Consider the following 17,720-nt stretch of genomic DNA (forward strand, 5'->3'; position numbering starts at 1 on the left):
GCGTTTGCTTTCACGAACGCCGTCACAAGCATGCCCCCGCGAGCAAATATTCGCGGAGCGCTTCCGGCTGCCTGTGTGACTCACCCAATCGTTGCTGAAGCGCTGGCGACTGCAGGCCGGATTCTCCCCTCGACAGCGCATGCGAAGCCAGTAGCAGAATGTCATGCATAGCCTCCACCCGATGCACCTTGGCGAGCGCATAGGCTTGTGCGACGCGCCGATGCGCTTGGGCCTTTCCGGTTGCGGGCAGGATGTCGGGAGATTGGCGATAGAGGGAGTCCATCAAGGCGTCCGGCATCGCCGCTTCCACCATCCTGTCAAGTTCGCCCTGCGAGATCGTCAACGCTTCGGCCCGGTGTGCCTCGGGTTCGGTCCTGATCTCGCTTAGCGACAGTGGTTCGAGCAAACCTTCCCGGTTCATAAGGTGCCACTGCGCAACGGGGGCCGTCAGCTGTGCCCACGTTGCTGGGCTGAGGGCCACAGGCAGGGTGGACAGCACCCGTGTGTCGCCGAAGCGCAACAGGAAGCGTGTGTCATCGCCTTCGACGACCGGCTGCAGGCAGGGCTGCCATAGCTGCGCCAGGTGCAGAGGCGATTGCCATGAGGCCACAAAGCTCAGCATCGGCCTGCCTTGGCAGTGCTTGCCCAGCGCCGAAATCATGGCACGCCGTTCATCGGTGGCGAGGCCGTCCAACGGCAACAGGTAGGGGGAGGCCGACAGAAGATCGCGCAGGGCGCCGGTCTCGCCGTACAAAGGGTGGCGCGGGACTGGCGCCGCGAAGGGCTTCGCGCCGTGATCGAACGCGCCATCAACGAGGGCAGACCAGTGGACATCCGCGGTGCTTTCGATGCGTTGCAACAGGCCGTCAAGCCATGTCTCCGGATCTCGCGACTCGATTGCGAAATACATAGGCGCCTCTGAGGGTCTATACGATTGCGAGCGGCATGCCGGCGGCCGCCGCTTTGAGAAGGCAATCGAGACATACCGTCTGCGGAAACTGCGGCAACGAATAGGGTGTGCTCTCCGCCCCCTCGAACGTTCTCTTCGCCGCTTTGTAGGTGATCGGTCCGGGGCACTCGACGGTAATGTTGCCGCCTTCCATCGTGATGGCAGCCCCGCCGGCGGTCGCAACGCGAATGCGCTTCGCCGCGGCAAAATCCACATTCATATTCGCCGAGACGATCGTCAGGTCCTCGCGCGCCGCCAGCTTCAGCAGGTCATGCTGCGCCTGGAGATCGATATCATCCTGTCCCGCCGTCAATTGCAGGCCGATGTTGTTCTCTCCGGGCGAAGACAATCCCGCCGCAACGCCGATTGCATGCCCCGCGTGTACCCGCGCTTGCCCAGCGACGGCGACGTTGTTGTCCTGCCCGCTGGCCAGCACGACGCTTTCCCCATTGGCGAGCTGCAAGTCCTGTCCAGCCACCACAGCCACGCCAGCCCTGCCGTTGAGGTGGAGCATCGGCTCGCCCTGGTGCGGTACCTTGCCTGGCGTGCTGGTACTGCCGCTGGCCGCGTCGCCTTTGGCGGCATCGAGGGATTGCCCATCAACCATGCCGGCTGCCGCCTTGACTTGTTTCGCCAGCGGCGCCGCGTCATCCTTGCCAGTAGACAGTGCCTGGGTCTGGTGCGTGGTCGCGCCGTCGCTCAGCGTCCTGACCAGATCCCCCTCCTGCCGCAACAGTGCGATGCCCGCAGCGTTGTCACCGGTCGGCAGCACGCGGCCCGTGACGGCATCGCGATAGGTCGTCAGCAATAGCCCGGCGTGGCCGCGTATCGCCACGTAGCCGTCGGTGCGCAGCTCGAACCCTTGCCCCCGGAAGCTGCCGCGGCGATTGTCTTGCTGGTGGATCACATGGCCCAGATTGAGCTGGGTGGCTTGTTCGGTGGTGGCGAGTTGCGTGCGCAGCTGGTCGTCGGTGTCGTCGAACACCAGCTGGTTGTAGCCCTTGCCGCCATGCTCCTGGCTCTTGAACCCGGTCAGCGCGGCGTCGTTGCGGTGGCCTTCCGGATCGGCACCCATGCCGTGCCATGCCGGGCTGTTGCCGCCGGCGAGGTTGCCCTGTGCGCTCGGCTGGCTGTCGGAGCCCATCGCATAGAGGCCGCTGGCGTCATACGGCTGCGAGAACGTGGTGCGGGCCATCGACTTGCAGCCCGGCGTGGGTGCGATGCCGGCTTCGCCCTGGCCGTTGTACAGCGCGCCGATTACGAACGGCTGGTCGATATCGTTGTCCGCAAACTTGACCAGCACCTCCTGGCCGATGCGCGGCAGCCATTGCCAGCCCATGCCCGCACCGGCTTGCCGCTGCGCCACGCGTACCCAGCGGCTGCTGCGGTCGTCGGCGCGCTCGCCGCGCTGCCACGGGAAGCGCACGCGGATCTGGCCGCGCGGGCTGGCGTGGTGTTCGGCGTTGCCGTCCGGCTGCGTCTGTCCCTCCGGGCCGACCACGATCGCGGTATGCACGCCCAGCGGGGTGGATCGGCTATAGAGGCGCGGACAATCGGCGCCTAGCACACGGGGGCGCCATGGCCGCCGCGCATCGTAGGCGCGGAACAGGCACGCGTAGCCCTGCTGTTGCGCCGCGGCTTTCAGGGCTGAGGTAGGGCAGAGCCGGTCAACTTCGCAAACCGGGAAGGTAACTGGCAAGCCAAGCGTGAGTTCGGCAATATCGGGCGCCGGTGGCGGTGTGTCGAAGCACAGTGCCGCCTCCAGCGGCCCCAACCGGTCTGCGAGCGCCGCACGCGTGTCGGCCGCGAGGTTATTGATGCCGCAGTGCTCGACGGCATCAAGCAACAGCGGATAACCTTCGGCATCGTCATCCAGCGGGGGCAGGTGCGGGCAGCCATTGACGGTCAACCGGGTGCCGCTACGCAGCGAACGCACCGAGGCGCGGCCGGTGAAGCGCAGCGACCGGACTTCGATCGCTTCCATGACCTGCTCGGCGACCCGCTGGGCGTTGGCTGCGTCCGGCGCCAGCGAGAGGCTCACCGACAGATAAGGATCGGGACCGGCGGTTCGGTTCACATGGCCAGCGAAGCGCGCGGGGGCGTGAGCCCGGATCGTGCGTTTGGCTTCTGCGTCCCACGCGGACACGGCCACGCCTCCCACGCCCACCCAGGTTTCGCAAGCCAGTTGCTGGATCGCGTCCCGGGCTTCCTGGCTATGCGCACGGTGGAAACGGATGCCGCGGCCATCCGCCGATTCGGCGTCTTCCGGCAGTTGCGCGCTGTCGGCAAAGATCACCACAGTGTGGCCACCGGCCGCTTCGTCGTCTTCCACCACGGTGTAGCCCAACCCGGCCTCGGCCAGCAGGCGCGACAGGAACTGGTAGTCGGTCTCGCGGAATTGCGCGACGTAGGCGCGCTCGCCGATTGCCGCGATGCGTGCCTCGGCGCCGGCGGCATAGCGCCACTGCGCATACGGCGAATATGGCTGCATGATTGCCTCGATGATGCTGTCGAGGCGGCGGTTCTGAAAGACCTGGCTGTTGCGCTGCTGCGTGGTCAGCCACAGCCACGGCACCACGGTCAGCCGATAGCGCGCCAGGCTGCCGTCGGCACCGAGCTTTTCGGCTTGCCGGACCAGGCCGGTACGACGCGACTGCCCGCCGCCCGCGAGTGCGGTAAGCAGCGTGACTCGCTGTCCAAGCATGCTGTCGAGCGGGATGCCGGCATTGGCGCTGAGCGCGATGATGCGCGATTCCGCAAGCATCGAGACACCTTCGCGGCCGATCCATGCTTCGACGGCAAGGTCCTCGACCGGCGAGCCGCCGTCCAGCCTGTACAGGCGATGGTGCGATGAAAAAAGATGCTGACAGAGCGTGGCTAGATCCATTTCCCGTACAACCAGGCGCAGCGCAATCACCGAAACCTGCAAATCTGCCCCGAAACGGTACGGAAGTCCATCAGAAATGCATTAAATACTATTTACATCTATTTTTATCAAATTAAGAAATCGTCATACGGGCTGGTGGGGTTCCTTCAGCCCCCCCAAAAAAAAACCGCTCCAAATGAACTGACCCCAAAAAGTTGGACAGTGATTGGCTAGGCTTGAGAGGGCTGAGTCCTGTACTTCACGGGACTCAGCCCTTTTAGTTTGAGTTTGATGCGGTCGTGATTGTAGTAGTGAATGTATTGGGCCAGGCCTTGCTGTAGTTTCTCGACGCTGGCGAATTTGTTCAGGTAGAAGAATTCGGACTTCAGGGTGCCGAAGAAGCTTTCCATGGCGGCGTTGTCCAGACAATTGCCCTTGCGCGACATGCTGGGACGGACGCTGCGCTTTTTGAGCATTCGCTGATAGGCCGGCATCTGATACTGCCAGCCCTGATCGGAATGCAGTACGGGTCGATCCTTCGGGCCGAGGCGGCGGAACGCCTTCTTCAGCATATTCCTCACCATCTCAAAGGCGGGCCTGCGGGCAGTCTCGTAGGCGATGATCTCGCCGTTGTACAGGTCCAGCACCGGGGAAAGGTAGAGCTTCTCGCCGGCCACGTTGAACTCGGTCACGTCGGTTACCCACTTCCGATTCGCGCGTTTGGCGTGGAATCGCCGTTGCAGAACGTTGGGCGCGACACGACCCACCATGCCCTTGTAGGATCGGTATTTCTTCGGCCGGACCAACGACTTCAATCCCATCTCGTGCATGAGCCGCTGAACCGTCTTGTGGTTGACGACCGTACCGGTTTGCCGGATCGCCGCTGTGATGCGGCGGTAGCCATAACGACCCATGTGTCGGGCGAAGAGTTCGCGAATGCGCGTTTTCAGCTCCGCATACTTGTCCTGCGCCTGGAGCACTGCCTGCTGGTAGTAGAAGGTGCTGCGCGCCAGCCCCGCCACCCTCAGCAAACCGGACAATGGGTACTGCTGCCTCAGCTCAAGCACTATTTGCGCCTTTTGGGTTGCGCAGATGTCTTGCTCGCTTGAACCAAGGCTTCGAGCTTTTTTAGGTACGCGTTCTCCATGCGCAGGTAGTTCAACTCTTCAAGGAGTTCCTCGCGTGTGCGCGTACGGTCGTCTGAAGACCGCGATGGCTTTGTCTTGGGAGTCCGTTGTGGCATCTTGCTGGGCCGCCGCCCCTTAGGCCGAGGCGTCAGAGCTTCTAAACCCCCAGCATCATACTGGCGTTCCCACACACCAATGGCGCCGATATTGCGAATGTCGTACAGTGCCGCCACTTCCCGATGCGACAAGCCTTGGCGGCGCATCCGCTCAAGCACCGAGAGCTTGAACTCGGCGCTGTAGGTCTTGTACCTGCGCCTCAGGCTGGCTTCACCGTGCAGCCGATAGGCTGCCACCCAGCGTCGCACCGTCCCGTCGTCTATTCCATGGCGCTTGGCAAGCGCACCAGCTCCTACCTGCCCGCGCAGATATTCCTTGATGACCGACAGTCTGAACTGCTCGGTGTACCTATACATGAAAACACCCCAAAAGTTGGTGTCCAACTTTTGGGGTGCAGTTCACAAAGAGCGGCTTTTCCAGCTTCACTGACCTCCGGTCCGTCCCAAGCTCAGTCATCCAGCAACGACAAATCCCGCACCGCGCCCTTGTCCGCCGACATCACCAGCTTGGCATATGCCTTCAGCGCCGCCGACACCTTGCGCGGGCGCGGCTTGGCTGGCTTCCAGCCCTTGGCGTTCTGTGCTTCGCGGCGGCGTGCCAGTTCCTCGTCGGAGACCAGCACGTTGATGGTTCGGTTGGGGATGTCGATGCGGATCTTGTCGCCGTCTTGCACCAGGCCGATGGCGCCGCCAGCTGCCGCCTCGGGCGAGCAGTGGCCGATCGACAGGCCCGAGGTGCCGCCGGAGAAGCGGCCGTCGGTCAGCAGCGCGCAGGCCTTGCCCAGGCCCTTGGACTTGATGTAGCTGGTGGGGTAGAGCATCTCCTGCATGCCGGGGCCGCCCTTCGGGCCTTCGTAGCGCACGATCACCACGTCGCCGGCCTTGACCTTGTCATTGAGGATGTTGTCGACCGCTTCGTCCTGCGATTCGGTGACGTGGGCAGTGCCCTCGAACACCAGGATGCTCTCGTCGACGCCGGCGGTCTTCACCACGCAGCCGTCGAGCGCGATGTTGCCGGTCAGCACCGCCAGGCCGCCTTCCTTCGAGAAGGCGTGCTCGTAGGAGCGGATGCAGCCTTCGGCGCGGTCCAGGTCCAGGCTGGGCCAGCGCGTGTTCTGGCTGAATGCCACCTGGGTAGGAATGCCGGCCGGGCCGGCCAGGTAGAACTGTTTGACGGCCTCATCCTGGGTGCGGGTAATGTCCCACTGCGCCAGGGCATCCTTCAGCGTAGGAGCGTGCACCGTCGGCACGTCGGTGTGCAGCTTGCCGGCGCGCTCCAGCTCGCCCAGGATGGCCATGATGCCGCCGGCGCGGTGCACATCCTCGATGTGGTACTTGTTGGTGTTGGGCGCAACCTTGCACAACTGCGGTACGACGCGCGACAGGCGGTCGATGTCGGTCATGTCGAAGTCGATTTCCGCCTCGCGCGCGATCGCCAGCAGGTGCAGGATGGTGTTGGTGGAGCCGCCCATGGCGATGTCCAGCGTCATGGCGTTCTCGAACGCCTTGAAGCCCACCGAGCGCGGCAGCACGCGGGCGTCTTCCTGCTCGTAGTACTGGCGCGCCAGTTCGACGATGCGACGGCCGGCGCGCTTGAACAGCTGCTCGCGGTCAGCGTGCGTGGCCACCACCGTGCCGTTGCCGGGCAGCGACAGGCCCAGCGCTTCGGTCAGGCAGTTCATGGAATTGGCGGTGAACATGCCCGAGCACGAGCCGCAGGTCGGGCAGGCGGAACGCTCCACCTCGGCCACGTCGGCATCCGAATACGCGCTGTCGGCGGCGATCACCATGGCGTCGACCAGGTCCAGCTTCTTGAACTCCAGGGCCTTGGTGACGGGGTTGGCCAGACGCGTCTTGCCGGCTTCCATCGGCCCGCCGGAAACGAAGATCACCGGGATGTTCAGGCGCATCGCGGCCATCAGCATGCCGGGGGTGATCTTGTCGCAGTTGGAGATGCACACCATGGCATCGGCGCAGTGCGCGTTGACCATGTATTCGACCGAGTCGGCGATGATGTCGCGGCTGGGCAGCGAATACAGCATGCCGTCATGGCCCATGGCGATGCCGTCGTCGACCGCGATGGTGTTGAACTCCTTGGCCACGCCGCCCGCGGCCTCGATCTCGCGCGCGACCAGCTGGCCCAGGTCCTTCAGGTGCACGTGCCCCGGCACGAACTGCGTGAAGGAATTGACCACGGCGATGATGGGCTTGGAGAAATCTTCGTCTTTCATGCCGGTGGCGCGCCACAGCGAGCGCGCCCCCGCCATGTTGCGGCCGGCGGTGGAGGTTTTGGAACGGTATGTGGGCATGGTCTTGCTTTTAGAAGTATCGCGGGTAGGAAGCGGGCCGCGGGAATAAGGGCCCTGGCATGCCCGTGCGATCAACCTCTTGAGCTGCGCCGTGGGCAAAGCCGCAATTATCCCACACCCGGCCGGGCGGGATATCCCGCCGGCACGGCGCCGGCGGAGCCCGCAGAGTCCGCCGCAATGTTCGGGCGGCCACCATGGGCGCGCGGCGGCGGCCCCCGATGCCCTTGCGCGATTGCCGTTTCGGGGAAATGCTTGCGCTTATGTCACCTGCGCGGAGCAACGTCATGGATACATCAAGCGAACTGCAAGCCACCGTGGACGCCCTGGCACAAGCGGGCAAGGGCCTGCTGGCCGCCGACGAGAGCGGCCCGACCATTGCCAAGCGCTTCGAGCGCATCGGCGTGGAATCGAGCGAGGAAAACCGCCGCGCGTGGCGTAACCTGCTCCTGGGCACGCCTGGCCTGGGCGAGTACATCAGCGGCGTGATCCTGTACGAGGAAACGCTGGGCCAGCGCGCCGACGACGGCACACCGCTGCCGGAACTGGCCGCGCGCCAGGGCATCGTGCCGGGCATCAAGGTCGACAAGGGCAAGATCGCGCTGGCGCTCGCGCCCGGCGACGAAATCACCGAAGGCCTCGACGGGCTGGGCAAGCGTCTGGCCGGCTACCGGCAACAGGGCGCGCGCTTTGCCAAGTGGCGCGCGGTCTACAACGTGTCCGACACCCTGCCCGGGCTCGCCGCGGTGCAGGCCAATGCCGAGGCGCTGGCGCGCTACGCGGCGATCTGCCAGCAGGCCGGCGTGGTGCCGATTGTCGAACCGGAAGTACTGATGGATGGCGCCCACACCATGGCCCGTTGCGCCCAGGTGACCGAGGCCGTGCTGCACGAAGTGTTCCATGCCCTGCACCGCCACGGCGTGGCGCTGGAACACATGCTGCTCAAGCCCAGCATGGTGCTGCCCGGCAAGGATGCCGGCCATGCGCCACCGTCTGAAGTCGCCATGCAGACCGTGCAGGTGCTCAAGCGGACCGTGCCGGCGGCGGTCCCCGGCATTTTCTTCCTCTCCGGCGGACAAACCCCGGCCGAGGCCACCGTCAATCTCGACGCCATGAACCGGCTGGGCCCGCTGCCGTGGCGGCTGTCGTTCTCTTATGGGCGCGCGCTGCAGGAGCCGCCGCTGCTGGCCTGGCGCGGCGACGCTGCCAACGCCGCGCAAGCGCAACAGGCATTGCTGCTGCGCTCCAGGCTGAATGGCCTGGCTTGCGTGGGGAAATATGAGGCGGCGCTCGAGGGGGCGGCCGGCTGAGCAGGCACGATGCGCCTATGCCGATGGGCATAGGCGCCATGCCGCCCACCCTGCGCGCAGCAGTAATATGAGCGTCCGCTTCCCAACTGAAATACCGCAATGCAAATACTGGTTGACGCAGACGCCTGCCCGGTTGTCGTGAAGGAAATCTTGTATCGGGCCGCGCAGCGTGTTGAAGTGTGCGTCACGCTGGTAGCGAACAAGTATCTGCGCACGCCGCCGTCCCGCTTTATCAAGGCACTGCAAGTGCCGGCGGGTTTCGATGCCGCCGATGACCGTATCGTCGAACTTGTCAGCAGCGGTGACCTCGTGATTACGGCGGACATACCTCTTGCAGCCGCGGCCCTTGACAAGGGCGCTTGCGTGCTCGATCCGCGAGGCATCTGGTTTAGCCTGGAGAATATCCAGGAGCGCCTGACGATGCGTGAGGTGATGGAGCAGCTCCGCAGTTCGGGCATCGATACCGGCGGCCCGGCGCCGTACGCCGCACAGGATGGCAAGGCGTTCGCTGGCCAATTGGATCGATTCCTTACAAGCCGTGCGTTGCCAGGTGCGGCCTGCTGAAGCGTGCCATCCCCCAGGAATGCGATATGCGCCTCCGGCCAAGGGGGGTTGTTACCTTTCTACGCAGCCCGGTGCCGCCGGACGTGAAGCTGTCCATCGAGCGTGACGGCGCAAGCATCGTCAAGGCTAAAGCCACGGGCAACATCAGTTCAAGGCCCGTCTCCGGATACAGCCACTGCCCTTCCATCTCCCTGCGGTCAGAACGAAAGGAACCACGATGATCACCGGACACGTCTTCATTGCCACCAGTCTTGACGGGTTTATCGCCCGGCCCGATGGCGACATCGGCTGGCTTCTGGAGCGGGATGATCCGGCCGAAGACCACGGCTACACCGACTTCATCGCCGACAAGGACGCGATCGTGATGGGCCGGGGCAGCTACGAAAAAATCGTCACGATGGGCGAATGGGCTTACGACCGCCCGGTGCTGGTGCTGTCCCGGCAACTGGCCGGCAAGCCGGTGCCCGAGCCGTTGCAGGGCAAGGTGCGGTTCTTGGATGCCACGCCGGCGGACGCGCTAGCGCAACTGGAGGCGGAAGGCGCGCAACGCGTCTATGTCGATGGCGGCCAGCTGGTTCAATCGTTCCTTCGCGAAGGCTTGATTGCCGACATGGTGATCACCACTGTGCCCGTGTTGATCGGGGCAGGCCGGACATTGTTCGGCGCGCTGCCGTGCGACGTGAGCCTGGTGCTGGAATCGAGCCGTCACTTCCCGTCGGGGCTGGTGCAGTCGTCTTACCGGGTGCTGCGCTGAGCCCCGCTGAAGCGGCTGGCGCCGGCGATTCGGCGGCAGAGCAATTATTTGCAAATTCCGCAATAATACATCCGCGTTGCGCATTAAGAATTTACTTAATTCACACTTAAAAATCCCATAGTTGCGGACGCAACGCGGCTCGTTTATGCTCCCGGCTGCACGCTACACACCAATTTGGTGCGTTTTTTTTGCTGGAAAAGGTGAGTGCGAAATGCATGTTCAGAAAGCACGCCTTTCGGTTCACTTACATTTGTTTACAGTTGACTTGTCCTTTTTCTAATTGTTGCAGCTATCATCGCGTCGCGAGTGATGTATTGGACATAATGCATTAAGACATAGTTGTAACGACGTGGCGAGTTATGGCTGTGACAAGCGATGGACTCGGCAAAACGATATCCCCGCAGTGCTCTCCAGACAGGCCCCGGGCAAGCGCCGCAGAGCGCCATGCGTCCGGTCTGTATTGCATCGACAAGGAAACCTACAATGCTTGCGCCCCCCCGCATTCCTGGCCACTCGTCCGCCCGCGGTCTGGCCGCCCTCGTGCTCGCCATGGTCACCGCGCTTGCCGCGGCAACCACCGATGCGCGGGCACAGTCGACCGCACCAGCCGGCCAGCCACGGCCCGCGGTCACTGTCTTCCAGGGTCAAGCCGCACAGCTCGGTGTGAAATCCTGCGCCGGCCTGATCGCGCAACTCGGCGACAGCCTGACGCAGGGCGCCCGCTTCACCGCCAACACCCAGGCCCAGAAAAACGCCCCTAACGACCACGCCGTGCAGGCCGTGGCCGGCCTGGCTTATGACGCGCCCGGCTACCAGGGCAAGGCGGCGGGCATCGTGTTCACCGCACCGACGCGCACCGGTTGCGAAGGCAACCTGGTACGCGTGGCGCCCTTCACGCAGTCATGCCGGGACGTCGTGCGCCTGCTGCCCAAAGGCAGCGCGCTGACCGCGGATCTTTCCGGAACGCCGCTCTACACGCTGGGCGGCAACCAGGGTCAGGCACTGCTGGTTCCCAGCGGCTCCGCCTGCGTCGTCGTCACCGTTGCAAGCGCCATGGCCAGCCAATAGCGCTGACCGGGTAGCCGCCACCGGCACACCGCACCGGCCGGTCCAGGCCGGGCGTCTTTACGTTTGAGAGGAATCGATCTCCGGCTTCGTGCCGGAGCGGGGGGCTTTTGTCCGCGTTTTCTGGCGCGGACCGGAGCCGGTCGTCGTTGGCGAACACATCTAAGGAGCGCGTCGCCATGCAGCAAACCAAGAAAATGTCCCGGGCCGAGGCCTGCAGGACACATGACAACACCTTGCCTGCAGTTTCTGGGGTCTCGGGCATGCACGCATCGCAGCGGCGGCGTATCTTTGCCGCACTGCGCCGCGCGCATCGGGTGCTGGGGATGAAGCGGGATGGGCTTGGCCTCGGGGTCGGCCTGAACGGCTCGGTGGTGGGGTCGATGACCGCCAACGGGGTCGCGGTGTCGCGACAGTCGGGGGCCACGCGCATGGCCGGCGGATGGCTGGCCTCCGGCGGGCTCGCCGCCCTGGCCTCGCCGTTGGCGCTGGCACTCGGACTTGCCGCCCTGCCGCAGGCGGCCAGCGCCCAGAACTACCAAGCCGGCACGGGCGCCGTCGCAACCGGCGGTGGCGGCACCGCGGTCGGCACCAACGCCTCGGCAACCGCCTCCGGCGGCGGCGCACCCATCGCCATCGGCGCCAACTCCGATGCAAACTCGACGGGTGCGGGCTCACCGATCGCAATCGGCACCGGTGCCAATGCCAGCGGCACCGCGCCGGCCGGCAACAGCTTTGAAGCGATTGCCATCGGCACCGCCGCGCAGGCCACCGGAGCGTGGTCCACGTCGGTCGGCAATGTCGCGACAGCTACCGGAACCGGCGCCAGTGCGTTTGGCACTGCGGCTGCGGCGTCCGGAAACCAATCGACGGCGGTTGGCAACGGCGCAACCGCGTCAGCTGCCGGGACCATTGCCATGGGCTACGTTGCCAACGCGACGCAGGCGCAGGCCATTGCGATTGGCTACCAGTCCAACGCGACCAGCCAGAATGCGCTGGCGCTCGGCCCTTCCGCCAACGCCAGCGCCGATTCGGCGTCGGCACTTGGCCGCGCCGCCGCAGCTTCCGGCATCGCCGCGACGGCACTGGGCAACCTGGCCCAGGCACAGTCGGATTATTCGCTCGCCATCGGCTCGGGCGCCGTAGCGGCCGGACAGGCTGCCGTTGCCCTTGGCCAGGGCGCGGGCGCCGGCTCGACCGCGGGCAACGCCAACTCCATCGCGCTGGGCCTTGGCACCGGGGCGCTGGTAAGCGGCGCACAGAATACCGCCATCGGCGGCGGCATCGCCGGTGCCATGCGCGGTGCCGGCTCCGGCGTCTCGGGCGCGCGCAACGTCGCCATGGGCAGCGGCGACGGCAATGTCGCCTACGACGGCACCGTGGACGCAGCCGCAGGCAGCCTGGTGAGCGGCAACGACAACGTTGCCATCGGCACCAACGCCGGCATTGGGGTCACCGCGAACTCGACGACTTCGATCGGCTATAACGCCATGGCCACAGGCATGAACGCCACCGCGCTTGGCGCGGGCGCGACCGCCAGCGGGCTGAACGCCGTCTATCTCGGCGCACGCACCATGCCGGGCACCGGTGCCATCGCGCAAGGCGCCATTGGCGTCGGCACCGACGTCACCGCGTCGCAGACCGATGCCATTGCGATGGGCCGTCAAAGCCGGGCAAGCGGTGTCAGCGCGATCGCATTGGGCAGCCTGGCGGTCGCGGATGCGGCGGACGCCGTGGCCATCGGCAACGGCTCGACCGCCACCGGCGGCAAGGCGGTGTCGATCGGCTCCGGCAACTTTGCGTCCGGCAATGGCGCGGTCGCCATCGGCGATCCGAACACCGCCACCGGCGACGGTGCCGTTGCGCAGGGCATGGACAACACCGCCACCGGCAATGGATCGGTCGCGCTCGGCAACACCAACATGGTCGGTGGCGGCGGCCAGGCGGTCAGCACCGCCGGCGCTGCCGCGCAGGGCGCCGTCGGCATCGGCTACCAGAACACGGTGGTCGGCCAGGGCAGCGTCGCGATCGGCAGCACCAGCCGCGCGCTCGGTGCCGGCGCGGTGGCATTTGGCGATACCGCTGTGGCAAACAACGCCGGCGACGTCGCCCTCGGTTCCGGATCGGTGAGCGCCGCGGCCGTGCCGACGGCGAACACGGTAATCCGCGGCACGACCTACACCTTCGCCGGCGTCAATCCGACCAGCGTGGTCTCGGTCGGGGCCGCAGGCGCGGAGCGCCAGATCCAGAACGTTGCCGCAGGCCGCATCAGCAATACGTCGACCGATGCAATCAACGGTTCGCAGCTGTATGCCGTGCAGCAGTCGCTGCAATCGGCGGTCGCCGGTACCGCGCCGCACTACTACAGCGTCAACGACAACGGCACGATCGGCGCGAACTACAACAACGATGGCGCCACCGGGCGCTTCTCGGTTGCGGCTGGCGTCGGTGCCACGGCCGCCGGAATCCAGGGTACGGCGGCGGGCTATCTTGCCAACGCCAGCGGCCTGGAGAGCACGGCCATCGGCTATGCCAGCACCGCCAGCGCGGTCAACGCCACGGCCATCGGCAACCAGGTGATCGCCGCCGCCAGCGGCAGCATCGCGATCGGGACCAACAACACCGCACTGCCCCACGTCGACGCGGCTTCGACCAATGGCATTTCGATCGGCTTCTGGTCGACGGTCAACAACGCGCCGTCCGGCATCGCCCTGGGCGACCGCGCCGCGGCTGCCGGCGCGAACACCACCGCTGTCGGCGCCAATGCGGCGGCAACCAATACCGGCGCGACGGCATTCGGCTCGGGCGCGACGGCCGGCAACGTTCAGACGCTGGCTGTCGGTCAGAACGCAACGGCAACCGGGCCGGAATCTTCGGCTTTCGGCTACAACGCCGCCTCGGCCGGATCCAACTCGGTCGCGCTCGGCTCCGCCAGCAGCGCCGCCGGCAACACCACCATGGCGATCGGCGCAAATGCCAGCGCGTCCAACTACGCGACCATTGCGATGGGGCTGGACGCGCTGTCGGACGGCAACAGCACGGTCGCAATCGGCCGTGGTGCGCAGTCGCATAATTTCCAGAGCGTCGCACTGGGCGCGGATAGCCAGGCCGACACCGGCGGCACTGCAGTCGGCGGCGTAAGCGTTGCCACCGGCGTCAATGCGACGGCGCTTGGCCGGTCGAGCGCCGCGACGGGAAGCGGTGCGCTGGCCGCGGGCGTATTGGCCAACGCCTCGGCAGATGGCGCAGTGGCCATGGGCAGCAGTTCCGCGGCGAGCGCGCTCAACAGCATCGCGGTGGGTAGCGGCGCGGTCGCCAATGCCGAAGATGCGGTAGCCATGGGCACCAACGCCGTGGCAACAGGCGGCAAGGCAGTCTCCATCGGATCGAACAACGTCGCCTACGGCAATGGCGCGGTCGCGATTGGCGATCCGAGCTACGCCAGCGGCACGGGCGCCTTCGTCGGCGGTGCGAACAACATCGCCAACGCCGACGGCAGCGCGAGCGCGACGGCCGGCAACGCTGCCAATGGCGCAGTGGCGATCGGTAATGCCAACACCGCGATCGGCCAAGGCTCCGTCGCATTGGGCAACGGCTCGCGTGCCGCGGCAGCGGGTGCGCTGGCCTTCGGCGATACCGCAACGGCGAGCAATGCCGGCGATGTGGCGCTCGGCTCGGGGTCTGTCACATCGGCAGCCGTCGGCACACCCGGCGCCACCATCGGCGGCAACAGCTACACCTTCGCCGGTGCCACGCCGGCTTCGACCGTCAGCGTTGGTGCCCCGGGCGCGGAGCGCACCATCACCAATGTCGCCGCGGGCCGCCTGAGCGGCACGTCGACCGACGCGGTGAACGGTTCGCAGCTGTATGCGACCAACACCCAGGTCGACCAGAACACCGCGAACATCGCCACCAACACCACCAACATCGCGGATCTCGATACGCAGCTGACCAACATCAACAACGGTGCCGGCATCAAGTACTTCCACGCCAACTCGGCACTGCCGGACAGCCAGGCGCTCGGCGCCAACTCCGTCGCGATCGGGCCGAATGCGGTGTCAAACAACGCCGGCGACATCGCACTGGGTTCTGGCTCGACCACGGCCGCGGCAGTCGGCACGCCCGGCGCAACCATTGGCGGCACCGCCTACACCTTCGCCGGCGCAACGCCGGCCAGCACGGTCAGCGTCGGCGCGGCCGGCGCGGAGCGCACCATCACCAATGTCGCCGCGGGCCGCCTGAGCGGTACCTCGACCGACGCTGTGAACGGTTCGCAACTGTTTGCCACCAACACCAAGGTGACGCAGAACACCACCGACATCGCCAACCTGAGCACCACCGTCGGCGATATCAACAACGGTGCGGGCATCAAGTACTTCCACGCCAACTCGACGTTGCCGGACAGCCAGGCGCTGGGCACGGACTCGGTCGCGATCGGGCCGAACGCCGTGGCCAACAACGCCGGCGATATCGCGCTGGGTGCGGGCTCAACCACCGCGGCGGCGGTCGGTACGGCGGGCGCCACCATCGGCGGCAACAGCTACACCTTCGCCGGTGCCACGCCGGCTTCGACGGTAAGCGTTGGAGCCCCGGGCGCGGAGCGCACCATCACCAACGTCGCCGCGGGCCGCCTGAGCGGCACGTCGACCGACGCGGTGAACGGTTCGCAGCTGTATGCGACCAACACCCAGGTCGACCAGAACACCGCGAACATCGCCACCAACACCACCAATATCGCCAACCTGAGCACCACCATCGGCGATATCAACAACGGTGCCGGCATCAAGTACTTCCACGCCAACTCGGCACTGCCGGACAGCCAGGCACTGGGCGCCGACTCGGTCGCGATCGGCCCGAATGCGGTGGCCAACAACGCCGGCGATATCGCGCTGGGCGCGGGCTCGGTCACCGCGGCGGCGGTCGGCACGGGCGGCATGACGCTCGCCGGCAACGCCTACACCTTCGCCGGCGCAACGCCGTCCAGCACGGTCAGCATCGGCGCGGTGGGCGCGGAGCGCACCATCACCAATGTCGCCGCGGGTCGCCTGAGCGCGACCTCCACCGATGCGATCAACGGTTCGCAGCTCTATGCCACCAACCAGGCGATCGGACAGGTGGCGCAGCAGGCCGGCGCCACCAACGAACGCGCGCTGAAGTACGACTGGAACGACGCCAACGGCAATGGCCAGATCGACCCGGGCGAGGTGAACTACAACTCGGCCACGCTCGCCGGCGCCGGCGGCACGACCATCTCGAACCTGGCCGATGGCGCGGTCAACGCAACCTCGACCGAGGCCATCAACGGCTCGCAGTTGTACGCCGTCAGCAGCAGCATCACCAACCACCTCGGCGGCGGCGCGGTCGTGAACCCGGATGGCACCATCACCGGTCCGGTCTACAACATCCAGGGCGGCAGCTACACCACCGTCTCGGATGCGTTCACCGCGGTCGACGGCAGCATCACCAATCTCAACACCGCCATCGATAACATCAGCAACGGCGGCGGCATCAAGTATTTCCACGCCAACTCGACCCTGCCCGACAGCCAGGCGCTCGGCACCGACAGCATCGCGGTCGGGCCGGCGGCGGTGGCCAACAACGCCAACAGCATCGCGATGGGCAACAACGCCATCGCCGGCGTCGATGGCGGCGTGGCGCTCGGTGCCGGCTCGGTGTCGAACCGCGCGCTGGCACCGGCGAGCGGCAACATCGTCGCCGGTACCGGCCTGGTGCCCTACAACACCAGCGACGTCACGCTGCTGGGCGCGGTGGCGGTTGGCAACGCGGCGACCAACAGCCTGCGCCAGATCACCAACGTGGCTGACGGCATCGAGGCCCACGATGCGGTGACGATCCGCCAGCTGCAGGGCGCGATCGGCTCGGTCTCGGCCACTGGCACGCGCTACTTCCACGCGAACTCGACCGCGGTCGATTCGCTGGCCGCGGGCCAGGAATCGATTGCCGTGGGCCCGACCACGGTCGTCAACGGCGACAACGGCATCGGCATCGGCAACGGCGCGCTGGTCGAGATGACGGCCCCTGGCGGCACGGCCATCGGCCAGAACGCGCTGGTATCGCAAGCCGACGGCGTCGCGCTGGGCACCAACGCGCAGGCGCAGGGGATCCAGTCGCTGGCGTTCGGCGCCGGCTCGCAGGCGCTGTTTGCCAACAGCGTGGCGCTGGGCGCGGGCTCGGTCACCACGGTGGGCGCGCGCACCGGCTATGTCGGCTACGGTGTCGGCGGCGGGCAGAACTCGGTGGGTGAAATCTCGGTCGGCACCGCCGCCGGACAGCGGCAGATCACCAACGTCGCGGCCGGCTCGGCGCCCACCGACGCGGTCAATGTCAGCCAGCTGAACCAGGTGGCGCAGAACACCGCCAGCTCGCTCGGCGGCGGGGCCTCGTACGATGCGAACACCGGCAGCTATACCGCGCCGACGTATTCGGTCGGCGGCGGCACCTACCACAACGTCGGCGACGCACTGGCCGCGCAGAACACCATCGTGACCAACCAGGGCAGCAGCCTGGCCAACCACCTTGGCGGCGGCACCACCTACGATCCGTCCACCGGCAATCTCGGCGGCGGCTTCACGGTCAACGGCAAGACCTACGCCAACGTCGCCGACGCCATCGGCGATACCGCCGGACAGGTCGGCAACTCGA

At 66.2% G+C, this 17,720-nt stretch carries 8 protein-coding genes and 2 pseudogenes; 6 read left to right on the forward strand and 4 right to left on the reverse strand.

Annotation, left to right across the window (positions count from 1 at the left end):
* Nucleotides 1-22: 22 nt before the first annotated feature.
* The 4 genes from LIN44_RS22150 to ilvD form a co-directional block, all read right to left on the reverse strand.
* The gene (locus LIN44_RS22150; protein ID WP_227314437.1) at nucleotides 23-910 is read right to left on the reverse strand and encodes a DUF4123 domain-containing protein; all 888 of its coding nucleotides are present in this window, start codon (nucleotides 908-910) and stop codon (nucleotides 23-25) included.
* A gap of 16 nt (nucleotides 911-926) precedes the next feature.
* Nucleotides 927-3,836 carry a type VI secretion system Vgr family protein gene (locus LIN44_RS22155; protein ID WP_227316400.1) on the reverse strand — a complete coding sequence of 970 codons (2,910 nt, stop codon included), beginning with the start codon at nucleotides 3,834-3,836 and terminating at the stop codon, nucleotides 927-929.
* 209 nt (nucleotides 3,837-4,045) lie between these two features.
* Nucleotides 4,046-5,415 (reverse strand): IS3 family transposase gene (locus LIN44_RS22160; RefSeq protein ID WP_227314337.1). Its coding sequence is split into 2 segments (ribosomal slippage): nucleotides 4,046-4,932 and nucleotides 4,932-5,415, totalling 1,371 coding nucleotides; the frame shifts between segments, so codons are not numbered across the junction.
* Nucleotides 5,416-5,507: 92 nt separating this feature from the next.
* Nucleotides 5,508-7,367 carry a dihydroxy-acid dehydratase gene (gene ilvD, locus LIN44_RS22165; RefSeq protein ID WP_227314438.1) on the reverse strand — a complete coding sequence of 620 codons (1,860 nt, stop codon included), beginning with the start codon at nucleotides 7,365-7,367 and terminating at the stop codon, nucleotides 5,508-5,510.
* 284 nt (nucleotides 7,368-7,651) lie between these two features.
* On the opposite strand from ilvD, the gene LIN44_RS22170 reads away from it, so the two are divergent.
* From LIN44_RS22170 to LIN44_RS22190, 6 genes and pseudogenes are all read left to right on the forward strand, one after another.
* Nucleotides 7,652-8,674, forward strand: a complete 1,023-nt coding sequence (locus LIN44_RS22170; protein WP_227314439.1) for a class I fructose-bisphosphate aldolase — start codon at nucleotides 7,652-7,654, stop codon at nucleotides 8,672-8,674.
* Nucleotides 8,675-8,773: 99 nt separating this feature from the next.
* Nucleotides 8,774-9,238: a YaiI/YqxD family protein gene (locus LIN44_RS22175; RefSeq protein WP_227314440.1), complete on the forward strand. Its 465-nt coding sequence runs from the start codon at nucleotides 8,774-8,776 to the stop codon at nucleotides 9,236-9,238.
* A 217-nt stretch (nucleotides 9,239-9,455) separates the two neighbouring features.
* Entirely contained in the window at nucleotides 9,456-9,992 is a 537-nt protein-coding gene (locus tag LIN44_RS22180; RefSeq protein ID WP_227314441.1) for a dihydrofolate reductase family protein, read from the forward strand.
* A 483-nt stretch (nucleotides 9,993-10,475) separates the two neighbouring features.
* Nucleotides 10,476-11,060, forward strand: a complete 585-nt coding sequence (locus LIN44_RS22185; RefSeq protein WP_227314442.1) for a hypothetical protein — start codon at nucleotides 10,476-10,478, stop codon at nucleotides 11,058-11,060.
* Between the two features lie 428 nt (nucleotides 11,061-11,488).
* Nucleotides 11,489-12,076: pseudogene (locus tag LIN44_RS27665) on the forward strand (adhesin); the annotation flags it as partial.
* Nucleotides 12,077-17,425, forward strand: a pseudogene (locus tag LIN44_RS22190) (adhesin); the annotation flags it as partial.
* Between the last annotated feature and the right edge of the window lie 295 nt (nucleotides 17,426-17,720).

It is taken from the genome of Cupriavidus sp. MP-37 (assembly GCF_020618415.1).
Taxonomy (GTDB): Bacteria; Pseudomonadota; Gammaproteobacteria; order Burkholderiales; family Burkholderiaceae; genus Cupriavidus.